This window comes from Pectobacterium sp. IFB5596, assembly GCF_021432585.1.
Lineage (GTDB): Bacteria > Pseudomonadota > Gammaproteobacteria > Enterobacterales > Enterobacteriaceae > Pectobacterium > Pectobacterium punjabense.
In genome coordinates this window covers 1-13,408 of record NZ_LXFY01000005.1, presented here as the reverse complement: position 1 = coordinate 13,408, position 13,408 = coordinate 1, and the positions used below count along the sequence as shown (strand labels likewise).

14 protein-coding genes are annotated in these 13,408 nt (G+C 51.5%); 10 read left to right on the top strand and 4 right to left on the bottom strand.

The features are described 5' to 3' along the window. Positions 1 to 97: 97 nt before the first annotated feature. On the bottom strand, positions 98 to 1,597 hold the full coding sequence (locus A6301_RS06505; RefSeq protein WP_234257381.1) for a PLP-dependent aminotransferase family protein: 1,500 nt from the start codon (positions 1,595 to 1,597) through the stop codon (positions 98 to 100). Between the two features lie 103 nt (positions 1,598 to 1,700). Here A6301_RS06505 and A6301_RS06500 point away from each other — a divergent pair, with 103 nt between their 5' ends. Beyond that, positions 1,701 to 2,513, top strand: coding sequence for a YggS family pyridoxal phosphate-dependent enzyme (locus tag A6301_RS06500; RefSeq protein WP_234257380.1), 813 nt, complete (start codon positions 1,701 to 1,703; stop codon positions 2,511 to 2,513). Positions 2,514 to 2,532: 19 nt separating this feature from the next. Further along, entirely contained in the window at positions 2,533 to 3,804 is a 1,272-nt protein-coding gene (gene glyA / locus A6301_RS06495) for a serine hydroxymethyltransferase (RefSeq protein ID WP_234257379.1), read from the top strand. A 70-nt stretch (positions 3,805 to 3,874) separates the two neighbouring features. Here glyA and pmrB read toward each other — a convergent pair whose 3' ends face one another. From pmrB to eptA, 3 genes are read right to left on the bottom strand one after another with little or no spacing between them, the layout of a single operon-like run. Next, positions 3,875 to 4,969 (bottom strand): two-component system sensor histidine kinase PmrB, encoded by a 1,095-nt coding sequence (pmrB, locus tag A6301_RS06490; protein WP_234257378.1) that lies wholly within the window; start codon positions 4,967 to 4,969, stop codon positions 3,875 to 3,877. Beyond that, on the bottom strand, positions 4,966 to 5,634 hold the full coding sequence (gene pmrA, locus A6301_RS06485; RefSeq protein ID WP_107168847.1) for a two-component system response regulator PmrA: 669 nt from the start codon (positions 5,632 to 5,634) through the stop codon (positions 4,966 to 4,968). The genes pmrB and pmrA overlap by 4 nt, the downstream gene beginning before the upstream one ends. Beyond that, positions 5,631 to 7,277 (bottom strand): phosphoethanolamine transferase EptA, encoded by a 1,647-nt coding sequence (gene eptA / locus A6301_RS06480; RefSeq protein ID WP_234257377.1) that lies wholly within the window; start codon positions 7,275 to 7,277, stop codon positions 5,631 to 5,633. Before eptA ends, pmrA begins: the two co-directional genes overlap by 4 nt. 371 nt (positions 7,278 to 7,648) lie before the next feature. On the opposite strand from eptA, the gene A6301_RS06475 reads away from it, so the two are divergent. From A6301_RS06475 to A6301_RS06440, 8 genes are all read left to right on the top strand, one after another. Next, positions 7,649 to 8,371 (top strand): transcriptional regulator, encoded by a 723-nt coding sequence (locus A6301_RS06475; RefSeq protein ID WP_005969561.1) that lies wholly within the window; start codon positions 7,649 to 7,651, stop codon positions 8,369 to 8,371. Beyond that, the gene (gene tusD / locus A6301_RS06470) at positions 8,371 to 8,760 is read left to right on the top strand and encodes a sulfurtransferase complex subunit TusD (protein ID WP_107168845.1); all 390 of its coding nucleotides are present in this window, start codon (positions 8,371 to 8,373) and stop codon (positions 8,758 to 8,760) included. Before A6301_RS06475 ends, tusD begins: the two co-directional genes overlap by 1 nt. 9 nt (positions 8,761 to 8,769) lie before the next feature. After that, positions 8,770 to 9,129, top strand: a complete 360-nt coding sequence (gene tusC, locus A6301_RS06465; protein ID WP_107168844.1) for a sulfurtransferase complex subunit TusC — start codon at positions 8,770 to 8,772, stop codon at positions 9,127 to 9,129. A gap of 19 nt (positions 9,130 to 9,148) precedes the next feature. Continuing rightward, complete coding sequence (tusB, locus tag A6301_RS06460) at positions 9,149 to 9,436, top strand: sulfurtransferase complex subunit TusB (protein WP_234257376.1); 288 nt, start codon at positions 9,149 to 9,151, stop codon at positions 9,434 to 9,436. Positions 9,437 to 9,567: 131 nt separating this feature from the next. Further along, on the top strand, positions 9,568 to 9,942 hold the full coding sequence (rpsL, locus tag A6301_RS06455; RefSeq protein ID WP_005969567.1) for a 30S ribosomal protein S12: 375 nt from the start codon (positions 9,568 to 9,570) through the stop codon (positions 9,940 to 9,942). A 96-nt stretch (positions 9,943 to 10,038) separates the two neighbouring features. Beyond that, complete coding sequence (gene rpsG / locus A6301_RS06450; protein ID WP_009111198.1) at positions 10,039 to 10,509, top strand: 30S ribosomal protein S7; 471 nt, start codon at positions 10,039 to 10,041, stop codon at positions 10,507 to 10,509. A gap of 96 nt (positions 10,510 to 10,605) precedes the next feature. After that, positions 10,606 to 12,720: an elongation factor G gene (fusA, locus tag A6301_RS06445; protein ID WP_205540381.1), complete on the top strand. Its 2,115-nt coding sequence runs from the start codon at positions 10,606 to 10,608 to the stop codon at positions 12,718 to 12,720. Positions 12,721 to 12,789: 69 nt separating this feature from the next. Continuing rightward, on the top strand, positions 12,790 to 13,408 hold a 619-nt coding region (locus A6301_RS06440), incomplete at its 3' end, for a GTP-binding protein (RefSeq protein ID WP_039529801.1).

Genomic DNA, 13,408 nt, shown 5'->3' with positions numbered 1-13,408 from the left:
TTTTCAGCTTGTTGTCTCTCAATGACGCTCATCTTCGGTCTGACTGCTATTTTCCAACTGACCGTGACGGCTCATACCTGTTATCCACCGCTATCACCTATTGGCGGCACAGCGCACGTAGCACTTTTGCCAACATCTTGACGGCAATTTCAAGTTCATGTGGAGCGTGAGCCGCAAATCCCATGAGGAAACCTGCTTTATGCTGGCTCGATGCATGCAGCGCTGTCAGCCCCAGTAGATCGATACCGGCCCGACGTGCAGACTCCACGGCATCGTGTTCAGGGATGTCTCGGATGAAGATACAGGGCATCTGCATGCCTCCGGTCGGCACTCGTGGCTCCACGAAATCAGCCAGATGCTGGCGCACCAGTTGTGCCAGCACATCGCGGCGTTCCGCGTAAATGGCGCGCATCGTGCGTACATGAGCACCGAAGTGACCACCTTCGATGAAGCGTGCCAGCGTGAGCTGTGGAATCGGTGCGCTGTGTCCATCCATCAAGGTGCGGCCCACGGTCATCGGTACGACCAACTGTGGCGGCAGAACCATGTAGCCGATGCGCAGGCCTGGAAACAGCGATTTGGTGAAGGTGCCGATATAGATCGTGCGATCGTGCGAGTCGAGTCCCTGCACACAGGTGGTGGGTTTACCCGCGTAGTGAAACTCGCTGTCGTAATCGTCTTCAATAATCCAGCTCTGGTGCTGCCAGGCCCATTCGATAACGGCCAGCCTTCGGTCCAATGCCAGCGTCGCGCCGGTTGGAAACTGGTGTGAGGGCGTCAGGAATACGGCTTTCGCAGGCGCATTGTGTTCGCTACTTGCTTCAAGTAGGCGATCGACCTGCAACCCATCAACATCTAACGGGATCGGCACGCACGCGAGCCCGGCGGCCTCGAATGCCTTGCGTGCGCCGTGGTACACAGGATCTTCAAGGAAGATCCTATCGCCAACATCCATCAGCACATTCGCGCACAGGGTTAGCGCTTGCTGGGAACTGGTCAACACTAACACGCGATCGGGCGTGGCGCGGGCTCCTCGTTCGAGATTGACATAATCTGCGATGGCTCGTCTCAACGTTTCCATACCCTGCGGCGGGCTGTGTAACAGCGCTTTAGTGCCATATTCTTTTAGCACCTGCCGCTCTAGTCGTTCCCACGTCTGGAGGGGAAAGCTGCGTGTTTCCGGCACGCCGGGCGCGAACGCGCGCGGTATGATGAAATCTCGTACACCGCCATTCTGGAACATGGCGCTACCGCGTTGACTGAGGCGCAGCTCTGTTTTGCTCTCTCCCGTTTTCCGGGCTTTGCCCCGTCCTGACAGGCGTTTTGCCCGCTCGGACACGAAACTGCCGCTGCCAACGCGACGCTCAATGAACCCCTCTGCATGCAGCTGGCTGTAAGCCGACTCGACCGTATCACGCGATACCTCCAGTGATGTAGCCAGCGCGCGCGAGGCGGGTAAGGGTTTTCCCACATCGAGAATACCATCAAGGATGAGCTGGCGAATCGCCCGCTGGATACGAGCATGCAGCGGCAAAGCGCCGTGCGTGGGATCGCCAATCCAGGCTTTGACCGATTCAAGCTGGGCATGTTTGAACAATTGGTCTGCCTCTTATAGAGAAAATGGTGGGGAACATCCGACTATTTTAAATCTATAAATACGTTTCACAATCCATTCATCCTCTTCATTAGGAGTTAGGCTGATGCCGATATCTTCCGATACACCCACTCGCCACGACAGCCATGGTCGCTATCCTGAAGCCGCCACGGTTGAGGATTTCCAACGTAATCTGGCGGCAGTACAGATGCGCATCGCGGCGGCCTGTCACCGCGTTGGGCGCGATCCTGCCACCGTGCGCCTGCTGCCAGTTAGCAAGACCAAGCCAGAAAATCGCCTGCGTATGGCCCATATGGCAGGTTGTCGGCTATTGGGTGAGAACAAGGTGCAGGAGGCGTACCGCAAATGGGAAGCGATGCAGGACTTAGCCGACTTACAGTGGTCGGTTATTGGTCACCTGCAAACCAACAAGGCTAAGCTGGTGGCACGCTTCGCTAGCGAATTTCAGGCATTGGATAGCCTGCGACTGGCTGAAGCGTTGGATCGCCGCTTGCACGTTGAAGGACGCTCACTGGATGTCTTCGTGCAGGTTAACACCTCCGGCGAGGCCAGTAAGTACGGCCTGCCTCCTGAAGACGTTCCTGCTTTTATTCAGGCGCTTCCCACATTCTCTGCGCTACGTGTGCGTGGACTCATGACGCTGGCGCTGTTCTCCAGCGAGGCTGAACGCGTGCGCCAGTGTTTTATACGGCTGCGTCAGTTACGCGATCGGTTGCAGCAAAACCTTCCGGTCGGCATTGCGCTGGATGAATTATCCATGGGCATGTCCGGTGATTTTGAAATAGCGATTGAGGAAGGTGCCACCGTGGTACGCGTCGGGCAGGCAATCTTTGGCGCGCGTCCTCTGCCGGATAGCTACTACTGGCCTGATAGTTCCATTACCGCATCACATTGTTAAAAACCATAGGATGATACCCATGTATGACACCTCTTTTACTCTTACCGATTTCGACCCGGAACTGGCCGATGCCATCCTGCATGAAGAACACCGTCAGGAAACTCACGTTGAACTTATCGCCTCAGAGAACTATGCCAGCCCGCTGGTGATGGCGATCCAGAACTCTGTGTTCACCAACAAATATGCAGAGGGTTACCCCGGCAAGCGCTATTACAGCGGCTGCGAGTATGTCGATGTAGCCGAGCGTCTGGCTATCGAGCGGGCCAAAGCGCTGTTTGACTGCGATTACGCTAACGTCCAGCCCCATGCTGGTGCTCAGGCTAATGCGGCCGTATTTCTCGCACTGACTAACCCCGGCGACACCGTGATGGGGATGAATCTGGCTCAGGGCGGGCATTTGACTCACGGTAATCCCTCCAATTTCTCTGGTCGCCACTACAAGATCGTACCTTATGGCCTTGACCCTGAAACAGGGCTTATCGACTACGACGAAATGGAGCGTATTGCCTTGGAAACCCGGCCAAAGATGTTAATAGGTGGATTCTCCGCCTATTCACGTCACAAAGACTGGGCACGCATGCGCACTATTGCTGACAAGGTGGGTGCTATCTTCTGGGTGGATATGGCTCATGTTGCTGGTTTAGTGGCAGCAGGTGAGTACCCGACTCCGCTCCCTCACGCGCATGTTGTGACGAGTACAACGCATAAGACCCTGCGCGGCCCGCGCGGTGGAATTATTTTGGCCAAGGGGCAGAGTGAGGATTTTTACAAAAAGCTCAACGCCGCCGTGTTTCCCGGTATTCAGGGTGGCCCGCTGATGCACGTTATCGCGGCCAAAGCGATAGCTTTCAAGGAAGCGTTGCGCCCTGAATTCACAGTTTATCAGCGTCAGGTGGTGACCAACGCCCGTGCTATGGCGCGCGTCCTCCAACTGCGTGGCTACAAGATTGTCTCCGACGGCACCGACAACCATTTACTGCTGATCGACCTGTCCGCTAAGCCTTATACCGGTAAGGATGCTGACGCTGCACTGAGCGAGGCTTATATCACGACAAATAAGAATTCGGTGCCTAACGACCCGCGTTCACCTTTTGTGACCTCTGGACTGCGTATTGGTACGCCAGCCGTCACAACGCGTGGTTTCGGTGTGGCAGAATGCGAGGAATTGGCGGGATGGCTATGTGATGTACTGGATGGACTGGGTGCCGGAAATGAAGAATTAACGGCGATACGCGATCGTGTTCGTGAGCAGGTGGTCGCACTGTGCCGCCGCTACCCTGTGTATCAATAGGGGATAAGGCTTCTGCACAGGGATGTGCCGTCGCGGTGCTATTTTGACGTGGATCTTCTATTGGTGTTCTTCAGGCGGAATCGGGGTAGTCGTCAGGTGTGGTTAGTACTACCCGCGCGAGTGCGCCAGGACCTTGCAGTCGATTACTGAGAAAAAATTTCCCCTCGTGCAATTGGGCAATGCGCGTCACGATACTCAGCCCGAGGCCGATACCACCATAGCGGCTGTCCATTCGTACAAACGCCTTACTCAATTCACCGACTTTGCTTTCATCGATACCCGGCCCTTCATCTTCGATCTGTAATTCAAAATGTTGTTGGGTGTTAAGGCTCACTGTAATCTGACTTTCTTCAGGACTATAGCGATAGGCATTCTCTACCAAATTCCGTAACAGTAACTGGAGTAACGTCGCATCACCGCGCAGAGTGATATCTTCTCGCGGTAATACCCATTTCAGCCTTTGTTGACGTTTTTGCAGCATCTCGGCCAGTTCATCCTGCATGGGAAAGATGACATCTTGCAGGAATGCGACATTCTCGTGGTGGCCTGCCGAGAAATCCTGTCCGACACGTGCCAGCAGTAAGAGTTGTTCCACCGTTTTGACCATTTTATCGATACGTTTGATGAGTGAGCTGCAATCAATCTGATGTTGTTGCTGGTGTAATTCCAGATGCAGCCGAATACCGGCTAACGGCGTTCGTAACTCATGGGCGACATCGGCAGTAAATTGTCTGTCGCGTTTCAACGTTTCGTCCAGACGTTGAAAAAGCTGGTTGATGGTGTGTGTGACGGCAGCAACTTCTTTAATGTCACTCTGCTGTGGCAACGGTTCCAGATTTTCAGCAGTACGATCCTGCAATTCTTCCTGTAGCCGAGAAAGCGGGCGGGTGATCCAACTGACCGCCTGAAAGCACATGAGCAATGTCAGGATGACCATCACCAGGCTGGGGATGCTGAGAGAAGCGATCGCCTCATTAATTTCTTGATCGATCTGCATATTTTGAGCGGTTGCACTCAGGGATTTATCAACCAGCAGGCCGATCTGTTCTTCACTCTCGTGCCAGAGCCAGAATACGCTGATCATCTGGCAGACGAGGAGAATGCCGCCCAGTGCCAGCACCAAACGGCGACGCATGCTGGTGACGGCGTCGGTGTCACCCTTCATGGTTGTTCCCCTTTGGTCAACAGATAGCCAAAGCCTCGCAGGGTTCGGATGCGCTCTTTCCCTATCTTGTGACGCAGATTATGGATATGGACTTCCAGTGAATTGGAGGATGGGTCGTCGTTCCAGGCATAAATGTCCTGATGAAGAAGCTCTCGGTGCACCTGAGAACCGGCTTTCAACACCAGGCGGGAAAGTATCGCAAACTCTTTCGGCGTCAGCACTATCGGTTTTTCGTCCAGCCACACTTGCTGATTGTTTAAATCCAATGTGATGTTGTCGACCTGTATCTTGCTGTTGCTTGAACCCTGATTGCGGCGAATCAGCGCGCGTACGCGCGCCTGTAATTCAGTTAACGCGAAAGGCTTGGCAAGATAATCGTCTGCGCCCACATCCAGTCCGCTGACGCGATCGTTGACCTTATCCCGCGCCGTTAAGATGAGCACGGGATGCTGATAATTATTCTTACGCCAGCGGGATAGCAGAGCGAGGCCGTCGTCGTCCGGTAAGCCAAGATCGAGAATCACCAGGCTGTAGTGCGCGCTACTGATGAGCGCGTCCGCTTCTTTGGCTGTGCCAGCGCAATCGCAGGCATAACCTTCATGACTCAACGCCAATAATAATCCTTCCTGCAACAGCTTATCGTCTTCAACAATCAATAATTTCATGTTGCCTTGTCCCTGCATGGCTGAAGGATATCGAGCTGAGGCTGATATTCTTTTGTGGCGATACTAAACATCCCCAGTATGGTATGGAAAAGATTATCTTGCGAGTAATCCTGCTGCTTCGCGTTCTGGCGCAGACAGGTGTCCTGAATCGCCTGTTGTTGCTGATAACCCGAGGATAACCACATCAACATCGGCACATGCGTTTGCTGCTTTGGCGCAATAGAGTAGGGCATGCTGTGCAGGTAGATGCCGTTCTCGCCTAACGATTCGCCGTGGTCAGACAGGTAAACCAGTGAGGTATTAAATTTATCCTGATGCTGTTTCAGTAGGTTGATCGTTTTATCCAGAACAAAATCGACATACAGAATCGTGTTGTCATACGTGTTGGTCAGTGCTTCTTGCGTACAGGTTTGAATCTGATTGGTATCACAGGTTGGGGTAAATTTCTTAAAGGCGTCAGGGTAGCGCTGGTAATAACTCGGGCCGTGGCTGCCTATGGTATGTAATACGATAATCCCGTCGTTATCGAGCTTATTGATATAGTCTTCGACGCCGTGGAATAACGCTTCATCCTGGCATTCGCCGTTGGTGCAGAGACCTGGTAGTTTCAGCGATGTCACATCAACCGTTGGCACACGTGTACAGGCATCTTTGCAGCCGCCGTCATTTTCTTGCCAGAGTACGTTAACTTTGGCGCGTTGTAATATATCTAACAGCCCTTCCTGATGGCTGGCTACGTCACCGTTAAAGCTTTGGCGCGGCATGTTGGAAAACATGCAGGGAACGGAAACACCTGTTGATGTGCCGCACGATGACGTGTTTTCAAAATAAACCACATTGTCTTTTGCCAGCAGTGGGTTCGTCTCTTTCCCGTAGCCGCCCAGCGAAAAGTTTTGCGCCCGGGATGTCTCTCCCACGACCAGAATAACCAGGTTCTTTTTTGCTGTCGGGGACGCTGACGACACTTTGTGAGCGTCCAGGCCGATTTGCTCCAGGGGTAAATTAGCCAGCGCGCTATGCTTATGGTAGGACAGGCTGGCTGCCACAATATTGCTGGGCGTAATCGCTTTTACCAACTCTTTGTTATTACGCATGAACGAGGCGTAATCTTTATAAAAGAATGCCGCGACAGATAAAATGGCGAATAACGAAATAATAACGCTAAGAAAACGCATGCCGATATAGAGGGTTGTCGGTTTGGCGGGCTTTATTTTTATCCAGATAGCGAGCGCGGCAGGAATGACGCCAATAAAGAATACCCAGGCGACAAGCTGTGGCGTAAGCAGTGAGAAGGACTCGCTGGCCGTCGTCTCCAGAATATTCTGGACCATCGTGCGGTCAATGATAATGCCGTAGTTCAGCATAAAATATTGTGCGGCGGCACCGGACAGTAAGAAAAAAACGATGACGGCCTTACGCAGATAAGGGAAGGCCAGCAGCGTGAAAATGATATTCAGCACCGCGAAAATCACCACCGGCATGCTGAGAAAAAAAGGGATGTTAGTCCAGTCTGTCATATCCAGCAGTTGTAGCGCCTGACGGTAGTAGGCGATGTTCTGGACCAGAGTAATAAAGGCAGAAAATACCAACACGAACATGATGCTGTTCAGGTGTGGTCTGCCCATCGGTATTGGATTTTTCATATGCGTCTCTCGTGATTTCCATGATGGAGAGGAAAGAAGACGCAGACTCTAGCGGGATTAAATTAATACAACCTTAAGAGGTAGTCCGTTAAATTCGGGGACGCGAGAGTGGACATTTGCTAGACTATGTCCCTTGTCAATACAAAATAAAGATACCCGTCATACTTCAAGTTGCTTGTGCGTTGGCCGCCCTTACTCACCCAGTCACTTACCTGAGTAAGCTCCTGGGGATTTGCGCGGTTGCCGCGTTACAAGGCTCATAAATGGGCCTTGCCCTAAAGGGCCAACGCGGGGCGTTGTTTAAAACGCTAACGTTTTATCACGCAGCTCGAATTATTTAGGGGATAATGATGCTGAGGGTGGTGTCTGCCATGTCTAATTCGCTTGTATCTGGCGAATCTTATGAGCTTGATTTACTCGATGAACGGCCGTTCAGCCAAACGGACTACGAGATCCTGAAATCGTATGAAGCGGTGGTTGATGGCTTGGCCATGTTGATTGGTGAGCACTGTGAGATAGTGTTGCACTCGCTTGAGGATCTTAAATGTTCTGCCGTGCGTATTGCGAATGGGGAACATACCGGCAGAAAGATTGGCTCGCCGATTACGGATCTTGCATTGCGTATGTTGCACGACATGGCAGGTGAAGATAGCAGCGTGTCGAAAGCCTATTTTACCCGCGCAAAAAGCGGCGTGTTGATGAAGTCAGTGACGATCGCAATCCGTAATCGCGATCAGCGCGTGATTGGGCTGCTGTGTATCAACATGAATCTGGATGTACCTTTCTCCCAGATTGTGCAGACCTTTATTCCACCTGAAACGCATGACGTTGCATCTTCTGTTAACTTCGCATCATCTGTTGATGACCTGGTTGCACAAACGCTGGAGTTTTCCATTGAGGAAGTTAATGCGGATCGCAATGTCTCCAATAATGCGAAAAACCGCCAAATCGTCCTGAGCCTGTACGAGAAAGGCATCTTTGATATTAAAGACGCCATCAACCAGGTCGCCGAACGTCTGAATATCTCCAAGCACACGGTTTATCTTTATATTCGTCAATTCAAAAGCGGCGACTTCAGCGGGCATGAACGTTGATGCTGAGTTACTGCTTGCTGGTGACTGGCCCTGCTTACGGCACGCAGCAAGCGAGCAGCGCGTTACAGTTTGCGCAGGCGCTGTTGGCTGAGGGGCACAAGTTGAAAAGTGTGTTCTTCTACCGGGAAGGCGTGCTAAATGCCAACCAGCTAACGTCACCCGCTAATGATGAGTTTGACCTTGTACATGCCTGGCAGCAGTTGGGCGAAACGCATCAGGTGGCGCTGAATGTTTGCGTTGCCGCCGCGCTGCGCCGAGGGGTGGCCGATGCGCAGCAAGCTGCCCAGCTCAACCTTGCGGGAGCGAATCTGCAATCCGGCTTTGTTCTCAGTGGGTTGGGTGAACTGGCGCAGTCGGTACTGACCTGCGATCGGGTGATTCAGTTTTAAGGTAGCGTTATGAAGCGAGTCGCATTTGTTTTTACGCATTCTCCGCATGGGAGTGCATCTGGGCGTGAAGGGCTGGATGCGCTGTTGGCGATGTCGGCACTGACAGAAGAGATTGGCGTGTTTTTTGTTGGTGATGGCGTGTTTCAGCTACTGCCGCATCAACAGCCGGAAAAGATTCTGATGCGCAATTACATCGCTACGTTTGGGGTGCTGCCGTTATACGACATCGAACGCTGCTATCTGTGCGAGACTTCCGTACGTCAACGTGGGTTGAATATAGATACAGACTGGGTTTTGGATGTGGAACTGTTAGCACCGAAAGCATGGCGCAGCAAGTTGGCCGGTTACCATTCCATTCTTTCATTCTAGCGATGGATTTCTCCATTTTATGTTACACACGCTCTCAACTTCTCCTTATCACACTGACCTTGACGCACTTTTGCGCAGCTTGGAGCAGGGTGATGCTTTGCTCTTATTGCAAGATGGTGTTATCGGTGCCGTAGCTGGTGGAGATATTATTCATCGTCTTCTTGATTCAGCCGTTCTTCTCTATGCACTTCAGCCTGATGCTGAGGCAAGAGGAATAACTGAACAAATTTCAAACAGCGTGGTCCTTATTGACTATAATGAATTTGTTCAACTGACAGTGGAACACCCGCAGCAACTCGCGTGGTAACGCCGAATTTTTGTATATTTCTTGACTCCTTCCACTGCCAGCCCTAAAATTCTGCGTCCTCATACTTTGCCTTGCGCAAACATGGGGCGATTTATTACGTGTTTACGAAGCAAAACCCAGGAGCTTTTTGAATGGCAACGATTAACCAGCTGGTACGCAAACCACGCTCCCTGAAGGCTGCTAAAAGCAACGTTCCGGCGCTGGAAGCATGCCCGCAGAAACGTGGCGTATGTACCCGTGTATATACTACCACCCCTAAAAAACCGAACTCCGCACTGCGTAAAGTATGTCGTGTTCGTTTAACTAACGGTTTTGAAGTTACCTCCTATATTGGCGGTGAAGGTCATAACCTGCAGGAGCACTCCGTGATCCTGATCCGTGGCGGTCGTGTTAAAGACCTGCCAGGTGTGCGTTACCACACCGTTCGTGGCGCGCTGGACTGCTCAGGTGTTAAAGACCGTAAGCAATCCCGTTCCAAATACGGCGTGAAGAAGCCAAAGGCTTAATGGTTCTCCGTTAAGTAAGGCCAAACGTTTTAACTTAAATGTCAAACTAAACTCGTAGAGTTTTGGACAATCCTGAATTAACAACGGAGTATTTCCATGCCACGTCGTCGCGTCATTGGTCAACGTAAAATTCTGCCGGATCCTAAGTTCGGATCAGAACTGCTGGCCAAATTTGTAAATATCCTGATGGTAGATGGTAAAAAATCTACTGCTGAAGCAATCGTCTATACCGCGCTGGAGACCCTGGCTCAGCGTTCTGGTAAAGATCATCTGGAAGCTTTTGAAGTAGCTCTGGACAACGTTCGCCCGACTGTCGAAGTTAAGTCGCGCCGCGTTGGTGGTTCTACTTATCAGGTACCAGTAGAAGTCCGTCCGGTTCGTCGTAATGCGTTGGCAATGCGTTGGATCGTAGAAGCTGCTCGTAAACGCGGTGATAAATCTATGGCTCTGCGCCTGGCGAACGAACTTTCTGATGCAGCAGAAAACAAAGGTACTGCTGTTAAGAAACGTGAAGACGTTCATCGTATGGCCGAAGCTAACAAGGCGTTCGCTCACTACCGTTGGTAATCCCTTCGCTGTAGTCATGCTAACCAAGCGGGCGCTAAAAATAGCCAACCCGCTTGGGTTAACTAAATTGAACGCCCTAGTAAATAGAGGATACAAATGGCTCGTACAACACCCATCGCACGCTACCGTAACATCGGTATCAGTGCGCACATCGACGCCGGTAAAACCACTACTACCGAACGTATTCTGTTCTACACTGGTGTAAACCATAAAATCGGTGAAGTTCATGACGGCGCAGCTACCATGGACTGGATGGAGCAGGAGCAGGAGCGTGGTATTACTATCACCTCCGCAGCGACTACTGCATTCTGGTCTGGTATGGCTAAGCAGTATGAACCGCATCGCGTAAACATCATCGATACCCCGGGACACGTTGACTTCACTATCGAAGTAGAACGTTCCATGCGTGTACTGGATGGTGCGGTAATGGTTTACTGCGCAGTTGGTGGTGTTCAGCCGCAGTCTGAAACCGTATGGCGTCAGGCAAACAAATATAAAGTTCCACGCATTGCGTTCGTTAACAAAATGGACCGCATGGGTGCGAATTTCCTGAAAGTTGTTGGTCAGATCAAATCCCGTCTGGGCGCGAACCCTGTTCCGCTGCAGTTGGCAATTGGTGCTGAAGAAGGTTTCACCGGTGTTGTGGACCTGGTGAAAATGAAAGCCATCAACTGGAACGATGCCGATCAGGGCGTGACCTTCGAATACGAAGAGATCCCAGCTGATATGCAGGAACTGGCTGAAGAATGGCACCAAAACCTGATCGAATCCGCAGCAGAAGCTTCTGAAGAGCTGATGGAGAAATACCTGGGTGGTGAAGAACTGACTGAAGAAGAGATCAAAAAAGCTCTGCGTCAGCGCGTTCTGAACAACGAAATCATCCTGGTAACCTGTGGTTCTGCATTTAAGAACAAAGGTGTTCAGGCGATGCTGGATGCGGTAGTTGACTACCTGCCATCCCCAGTTGACGTACCTGCGATCAACGGTCTTTTGGATGACGGTAAAGACACGCCGGCTGAGCGTCACGCAAGTGATGACGAGCCGTTTGCTGCGCTGGCATTCAAAATCGCTACCGACCCGTTTGTTGGTAACCTGACGTTCTTCCGTGTGTACTCTGGTGTAGTTAACTCCGGTGACACCGTACTGAACCCAGTTAAATCAGCACGTGAGCGTTTTGGTCGTATCGTTCAGATGCACGCTAACAAGCGTGAAGAGATCAAAGAAGTTCGTGCGGGCGATATCGCTGCTGCTATCGGTCTGAAAGATGTAACGACGGGTGACACGCTGTGTGATCCAGATAACGTCATCATTTTGGAACGTATGGAATTCCCAGAGCCGGTAATCTCCATCGCGGTAGAACCGAAAACCAAAGCTGACCAAGAAAAAATGGGTCTGGCATTGGGCCGTCTGGCTAAAGAAGACCCGTCTTTCCGCGTTTGGACTGACGAAGAATCTAACCAGACTATCATCGCTGGTATGGGTGAATTGCACCTCGATATCATCGTTGACCGTATGAAACGTGAATTCAACGTTGAAGCGAACGTGGGTAAACCACAGGTTGCTTACCGTGAAGCGATTCGTGCGAAAGTTACCGATATCGAAGGTAAACACGCCAAGCAGTCTGGTGGTCGTGGTCAGTATGGTCATGTTGTTATCGACATGTACCCACTGGAGCCGGGCTCAAATCCGAAAGGTTACGAGTTCGTTAACGACATTAAAGGTGGTGTAATTCCTGGTGAATACATCCCTGCTGTTGATAAAGGCATTCAGGAACAGCTGAAAGCAGGTCCTCTGGCTGGTTACCCAGTGGTTGATCTCGGTGTGCGTCTGCACTTCGGTTCTTTCCATGACGTTGACTCCTCTGAATTGGCGTTTAAACTGGCTGCTTCTATCGCCTTTAAAGACGGCTTTAAGAAAGCAAAACCTGTTCTGCTTGAGCCGATCATGAAGGTTGAAGTTGAAACGCCGGAAGAGAACACTGGTGACGTCATCGGTGACCTTAGCCGTCGTCGTGGTATGCTGCGTGGTCAGGAATCTAACGTTACTGGCGTTGTGATTCATGCTGAAGTTCCGCTGTCTGAAATGTTCGGATACGCAACTCAACTGCGTTCTCTGACCAAAGGCCGTGCTTCTTACTCCATGGAGTTCCTGAAGTACGATGATGCGCCTAACAACGTTGCTCAGGCCGTAATTGAAGCCCGTGGTAAATAAGCCTCAGGGTTAAAACAAAATCCCGTGCTCTCTCCATAGGGGGAGAGCATTTGAGTAAGGAATATCGCCGTGTCTAAAGAAAAATTTGAACGTACAAAACCCCACGTTAACGTCGGTACTATCGGCCACGTTGACCATGGTAAAACGACTCTGACTGCTGCAATCACTACCGTTCTGGCTAAAACCTACGGTGGTAACGCACGTGCATTCGACCAGATCGATAACGCACCAGAAGAAAAAGCACGTGGTATCACCATCAACACGTCTCACGTTGAATACGATACCCCGTCTCGCCACTACGCGCACGTTGACTGCCCAGGACACGCCGACTATGTGAAAAACATGATCACCGGTGCTGCCCAGATGGACGGTGCGATCCTGGTTGTTGCTGCGACTGACGGCCCAATGCCTCAGACCCGTGAGCACATCCTGCTGGGTCGTCAGGTTGGCGTTCCTTTCATCATCGTGTTCCTGAACAAATGTGACATGGTTGATGACGAAGAGCTGCTGGAACTGGTTGAGATGGAAGTGCGTGAGCTGCTGTCTCAGTACGACTTCCCAGGCGACGACACCCCAGTGGTTCGTGGTTCTGCGCTGAAAGCGCTGGAAGGCGAAGCTGAGTGGGAAGCAAAAATCATCGAACTGGCAGAGCACCTGGATTCTTACATCCCAGAACCAGAGCGTGCAA

What these genes read in the sequence shown, in the direction of transcription:
- A6301_RS06500 (WP_234257380.1), top strand. Translation starts at nt 1,701, where the DNA reads ATGCCGATATCTTCCGATACACCCACTCGCCACGACAGCCATGGTCGC.
- glyA (WP_234257379.1), top strand. Translation starts at nt 2,533, where the DNA reads ATGTATGACACCTCTTTTACTCTTACCGATTTCGACCCGGAACTGGCC.
- pmrB (WP_234257378.1), bottom strand. Translation starts at nt 4,969, where the DNA reads ATGAAGGGTGACACCGACGCCGTCACCAGCATGCGTCGCCGTTTGGTG.
- pmrA (WP_107168847.1), bottom strand. Translation starts at nt 5,634, where the DNA reads ATGAAATTATTGATTGTTGAAGACGATAAGCTGTTGCAGGAAGGATTA.
- eptA (WP_234257377.1), bottom strand. Translation starts at nt 7,277, where the DNA reads ATGAAAAATCCAATACCGATGGGCAGACCACACCTGAACAGCATCATG.
- A6301_RS06475 (WP_005969561.1), top strand. Translation starts at nt 7,649, where the DNA reads ATGTCTAATTCGCTTGTATCTGGCGAATCTTATGAGCTTGATTTACTC.
- tusD (WP_107168845.1), top strand. Translation starts at nt 8,371, where the DNA reads ATGCTGAGTTACTGCTTGCTGGTGACTGGCCCTGCTTACGGCACGCAG.
- tusC (WP_107168844.1), top strand. Translation starts at nt 8,770, where the DNA reads ATGAAGCGAGTCGCATTTGTTTTTACGCATTCTCCGCATGGGAGTGCA.
- tusB (WP_234257376.1), top strand. Translation starts at nt 9,149, where the DNA reads ATGTTACACACGCTCTCAACTTCTCCTTATCACACTGACCTTGACGCA.
- rpsL (WP_005969567.1), top strand. Translation starts at nt 9,568, where the DNA reads ATGGCAACGATTAACCAGCTGGTACGCAAACCACGCTCCCTGAAGGCT.
- rpsG (WP_009111198.1), top strand. Translation starts at nt 10,039, where the DNA reads ATGCCACGTCGTCGCGTCATTGGTCAACGTAAAATTCTGCCGGATCCT.
- fusA (WP_205540381.1), top strand. Translation starts at nt 10,606, where the DNA reads ATGGCTCGTACAACACCCATCGCACGCTACCGTAACATCGGTATCAGT.